The 5,379-nt window shown below is 50.5% G+C and carries 3 protein-coding genes and 2 pseudogenes; 3 read left to right on the plus strand and 2 right to left on the minus strand.

The features are described from left to right. Positions 1-39 precede the first annotated feature (39 nt). Positions 40-918, minus strand: a complete 879-nt coding sequence (locus tag AAC083_RS06135) for a LysR family transcriptional regulator (protein ID WP_042034921.1) — start codon at positions 916-918, stop codon at positions 40-42. 165 nt (positions 919-1,083) lie between these two features. On the opposite strand from AAC083_RS06135, the gene AAC083_RS06140 reads away from it, so the two are divergent. From AAC083_RS06140 to AAC083_RS06150, 3 genes and pseudogenes are all read left to right on the plus strand, one after another. Next, a complete protein-coding gene (locus tag AAC083_RS06140) occupies positions 1,084-2,517 on the plus strand; it encodes a glycoside hydrolase family 1 protein (protein WP_108536088.1) in 1,434 nt (477 codons plus the stop codon). Positions 2,518-2,701: 184 nt separating this feature from the next. Continuing rightward, positions 2,702-2,850 (plus strand): annotated as a pseudogene (locus AAC083_RS06145) (IS1 family transposase); the annotation flags it as partial. A gap of 357 nt (positions 2,851-3,207) precedes the next feature. Then, a complete protein-coding gene (locus AAC083_RS06150; RefSeq protein WP_108536089.1) occupies positions 3,208-4,842 on the plus strand; it encodes a methyl-accepting chemotaxis protein in 1,635 nt (544 codons plus the stop codon). Between the two features lie 112 nt (positions 4,843-4,954). On the opposite strand, the pseudogene AAC083_RS22935 reads toward AAC083_RS06150, so the two are convergent. Further along, positions 4,955-5,254 (minus strand): annotated as a pseudogene (locus AAC083_RS22935) (IS1-like element transposase); the annotation flags it as partial. Positions 5,255-5,379: the final 125 nt, after the last annotated feature.

The following is a 5,379-nucleotide window of genomic DNA, read 5'->3' on the forward strand; positions in this document are numbered from 1 at the left end:
TCTCCCGGGAGGGAGAGGTTGCGGGGGGGGGGGCAGAGGTTAATCCGGTTCGACCGCTGGCGCCGTCATGGTAGCGATAATCTGCCAGAAGGCATCAATGAGCGGGCCCTTGCCGTGGGGCGGGCGAATGAGACCGATCGTCCAGCTTGCCTCGGCTTCGCGCAGGGGCAGGGTGAGCACATCCGGGTGCTCTATGGTGGTGGAGGAGGGCACCAGGGTCCAGGCGATATCCGCGGCTGCGGTGGCGACCCCGGCGGCGAAGTCATTCACGTACTGGATATCGCGAAAGCGCACTCCGCTCTGGGCCAGGTAGTGCATCAGGTTGTCGTAAAACGAGGGCGCCTTGTCCCGGCGCAGAATGGCCAGTGGCTTGTCCACCAGATCCGCCAGCTCGTGTACCTCTCTGTAACTGGCGGGCAGTACCGCGACAAAGTGCGCTTGCACCACAGGCAGACAGTGCCACCCCTTGGGGGCAGGCAGGCGGCAAAAGCCGAGATCCAGCCTGCCTTCGCTCAGGGCCAGCAACTGGTGATGGGTAGAGAGGTCGTTGAGCTCTATGGTCACCTGCGGGCGCTCGGCGCGAAAGCGGGCGATGGCGGCGGGCACCAGTATCTTGGTGGCAACCCCGAAGCCGACGCGCAGGGTGCCGCTGTTGCCTGCCAGCGCGTCGCGAGCGGTGCGCCCTAGCTGTTCGCTCTGGGCTACCAGGGCGCTGGCATCTTCATAGAGCGCCCGCCCCAGCACGGTCAGGCGGGTGCTGCTGGCGTTGCGCTCGAACAGCTCACCGCCAAATTCCTCCTCCAGCCGCCTTATCTGCTTGCTCAGGGCCGACTGGGTGACATGCTGGCGTACCGCCGCCTGACCGAAGTGCAACACCTCCCCCAAGGTCACGAAGGCTTTCAGATCCCGTAGCTCCACCACAGCTCCTTTCATTCCTGTTGGGAATGTTGAATGGCCACATTTGTCATTGGACGGAATTTTAGAACTGTTCGATGCTTATGCCAATTTATTTGGGGCGCCTTGTATGGGGGCGTCGACGTATCAGAGATGGCTGAACCATCAGCGCAGAAGGAGCAACACCAGATGCATCACCACACGCTCAACGACTTCCCGAAAGATTTTCTGTGGGGCGCCGCCTCCGCCGCCTATCAGGTGGAAGGGGGCTGGAATGCCGATGGCAAGGGGCCCTCGGTGTGGGACCTCTTCACCAAGCTGCCGGGCAAGACCTTTGAGGGCAGCAACGGCGACGTGGCGGTCGATCACTATCACCGCATGGAGGAGGACGTGGCGCTGATGGCCGAGATGGGGCTCAAGGCCTATCGCTTTTCGGTGAGCTGGCCGCGCATCTTCCCCACCGGCCGGGGTGAGGTGAACGAAGCGGGTCTAGCCTTCTACGAGAAGCTGATTGACACCCTGCTGGCGCACAAGATCGAGCCGGTGCTTACTCTCTACCACTGGGATCTGCCGCAAGCGCTGCAAGAGGAGTACGGCGGCTGGGAAGACAGACGCATCATCGAGGATTTCGAGCGCTACTGCGTGACGCTGTATCAGCGCTTTGCCGGCAAGGTGAAGTACTGGGTGTCGCTCAACGAGCAGAACTACAACCTGACCAACGCCTATCAGCTCGGCACCCATCCGCCCGCAGTGCAAGACCGCAAGCGCTTCTTTGCTGCCAACCATATCGCATTTCTGGCCAATGCCCGGGTGATCAAGGCGTTTCGCCAGTATGTGCCAAACGGCCTGATCGGCCCGAGCTTCGCCTATTCGCCTGCCTATCCGGCGTCGTGTGACCCCAAAGACATGCTGGCGTTCGAAAATGCCGAGGAGTTCACCAGCTACTGGTGGCTGGATGCCTACTGCTTCGGCCGTTATCCCCAGGCGGCGCTTGCCTATCTGCGTGAAAACGGCGAGGCGCCTGAGATCCTGCCCGGCGATCTAGCGCTGCTGCGTGAAGGCACGCCCGACTATATTGGCGTCAACTACTACTACACCCTGACCTACACCGATAACCCCTTGGGCGGCCAGACCCTGCAGCGCATCAACACCACAGGGCAGAAGGGCACCACCCCCTCGAGCGGCATTCCCGGTCTTTACAAAACGGCGCCCAACCCGCATCTGGAAACCAGCAACTGGGACTGGGCCATCGACCCGACCGGGATGCGTATCGCCCTGCGCCGCCTCTCTTCCCGCTATGGTTTGCCGCTGATGATCACCGAGAATGGCCTCGGCGAGTTTGACCAACTGGGGGCGGGTGACAAGGTGGACGATGATTACCGCATCGCCTACCTCAAGAGTCATCTCATCGCCTGTCAGGAGGCGCTGCAAGACGGGGTTGAACTGATTGGTTATTGCGCCTGGTCCTTCACCGACATCCTGAGCTGGCTCAACGGCTATCAGAAGCGTTATGGCTTCGTTTATGTGGACCGCGATGAGCAGGGCGGCTCCTTGCGTCGCATCAAGAAAGAGAGCTTCCACTGGTATCAATCGGTGATCGCAAGCGACGGCAAGACGTTGTAAATCACTCGGTTTGGATTGCGTTGGTACAACAGGCTCTGCCACATCAGGCAGAGCCTGTTTATTTATGGTGTGTATGGCGCAGATGACGGGCTGGCGGAAGTAAAGAAGGTGCAATTCACACTTTAGATGCCGCTCTGGGTAGAGGCGACCATCCCATTAACCATGCCGAGATACATCTGACCGGAAAATATTCATCCAGCGTATTGAGCGTAACAACCTGACGCTCAGAACGTGCCTTAAGCGACGGGCCCGTAAAACCATCTGTTTTTCTCGATCTTTGAAATCCACGAGAAAGTCATCTGCGCCTTTATCGAAAAACATCACTTCAACTGATTGGAGGCATCACCTGGCTCCGGATGGGAACTGCCAACCCATATAAGGAACTCATTCGTACCTTCCCTGATTCTAAAAAACGTCTTTATAATAGTAAATTGTTGCGGCAAGTCACATTTTAAACTATGTTGTTCTGCTATGTTCAATATAAAATGCCGTGTGATTAATATCTGCTAGGGGTAAAGAGCAGTAGTGGTAATTTAATCTTGCCATCTTAAAGCATGGTTATGTTGTAATAGGTGCATTTCTTATTTATTAGCTCTGCATTTTAATTCTCATATAACAAAGATAATGCATGAGAATTTAATAAACCAAACACTCAGATGGAAACAATGTCATGTATAAAAAGAGGTCTACATGTTAAAACGGTTAACAATTGGGCAGAAATTATTCGGTGCATTAGGCTTGGTGGGTATATTTATATTAAGTCTTATGTCGTATGAGGTATCAAAAATATCTCATCTTGACGAAATAACAACGGTAATGGCTGAAAATCTTTTGCCATCTGTTAGTTATGCTGGAACTATGCAGAAAACTTTACAGAGTGCAAGGCGAAGTCAGCTGGCTGCAACGATTTATTTTTATAAAGGAAATCAGCCGGAGATCATTTCTCGGAAAGAACAAGTTAAAAATTTACAGTTGACCTATAATGCCGCCGCTCAAAACTATCTAGCTTTGGACTTTAACTCACCTGAAGAAGAGGCTGTTTTTCATGAGTTAAACAAGATGGGGAAAGAATATTTATCCTCACTGGAAGCATATTACAATGCAATGATACGCAATGATACGCATCAAGTGGATATGATTTTTCGCGATATTTCAAGTATAAATGATGTTCTCCAGTTAGCTGACAAGCTGGATGATATAAATGTACGGGTAGGCCATACCCTTAATGAAGAGTCTGAATTGGTTTATGATTCAGCCATGCGAAATAGTACTATACTAGGGTTTGTATGTATTATATTCATGTTTTTTGTTATGTGGTATTTAAATCGCCAAATTAAAACACCGATTAACGCGCTTCTTACAATAGTTGATGCAGTCTCTAACGGAGATCTTACAAAGACGGTCAAGTTAGAAGAGTTTAATCTCGATGAGATAGGCATGCTTGCATCGGGCATTTCTAAAATGCAAAGCAATCTACATAAACTAGTAAGTGAGGTTTCTGGTTCTATTGTGCAGTTAAGTTCCTCTGCGGAGGAAATTAGTGCGGTAGCAAAATTGTCTGCTGAGAGCATGAATAAACAGCAAAATGAACTTCATCAACTTGCTACTGCTATGAATGAAATGCAAGCAACAGTTAAAGAAGTGTCAAGAAATACCTCGGATGCTGCCAACACTGCGACATTAGTGAGCCGTTCGGCGGAACATGGTTCAGAAACTGTAATTAATACAATTGCAAGCATAGAGAGTGTTGCTGAATCTATTGAAAAAACAGCGTTGGTAATTAATCAACTTGATGAAAATAGTCATAATGTTGGTGTTGTACTGGATGTAATCCAAGGTATTGCGGAACAAACTAATTTATTAGCCCTTAATGCAGCAATTGAGGCCGCAAGGGCTGGTGAACAAGGCCGTGGATTTGCTGTTGTGGCTGATGAAGTGCGTACATTAGCAAAGCAGACTCAAGACTCGACCACAAAAATAAATACAATTATACAAGAGCTACAACAAAGAGCCTCGCACGCCGGCCAGACCATGCAACTTAGTCAAGCGATTGTACATGATACAGTCGAAAAGGCTCAAGAAGCTGGCACTGTGATCGCCAATATTCGTCTGGCAACAAACGAAATATCACAAATGAGCACCCAAATCGCAACAGCAACAGAAGAGCAAGAAGTAGTAAGTGAGGAGTTGAATCGTAACATCTCAAATATTAGCGTTGCGGCAGAAGATGTCTCCGCTGGAGCGAATCAAATGTCTCAAGCTTGTGATGAATTGACGAGACTTGCTAGCCAACTGCAGGGTTTGATTGGTAGCTTTCGTACATAATAATCAACGATAGCCCTAGGCTATTTATCTAATATAAATGCCTCAGTAATCGTTATGTACTGAGGCATTACTATATAATCCCAGTGAAGCGCAAAACCGTTTACGCCATCATCAGTACACAGATAAGCGCCGCATCATCCAACACAACGTTTTCGGTAGTTACTTGCCTTGATGCGAGTTTTTTAAGGCGCGCGGCACGGTGTAAATGCCAATGTAGCGGATGCGAGCGGTGACACCGACACCTGAGCCGTTGAAGGCCATCTCGACAATCTTTTTTTACGCCAGGTTTACGAGCTTCATAGGTGTAAGTGAGCTGAAAAATGTGGGGACAGGCAGGGGGCTTACCGTGGCGATATACGCAGTCGAGTAGCAACGAGGATGGATGCCATGAATATATGAGTCTCAAAAGCATCACAAACATGAGTTATCTATGTTTGAAGAAGATATTCTAATTCCTTTCCTTTATTTACATTTGAAGGGTGTACAGAGGCGTTGTTGCCCAAATCAGCCAGCAAGTCATGACTTCCCCAGCCCCAG

The organism is Aeromonas sp. HMWF014, from assembly GCF_963878295.1.
In the GTDB taxonomy this organism is placed as follows: Bacteria; Pseudomonadota; Gammaproteobacteria; order Enterobacterales; family Aeromonadaceae; genus Aeromonas; species Aeromonas popoffii.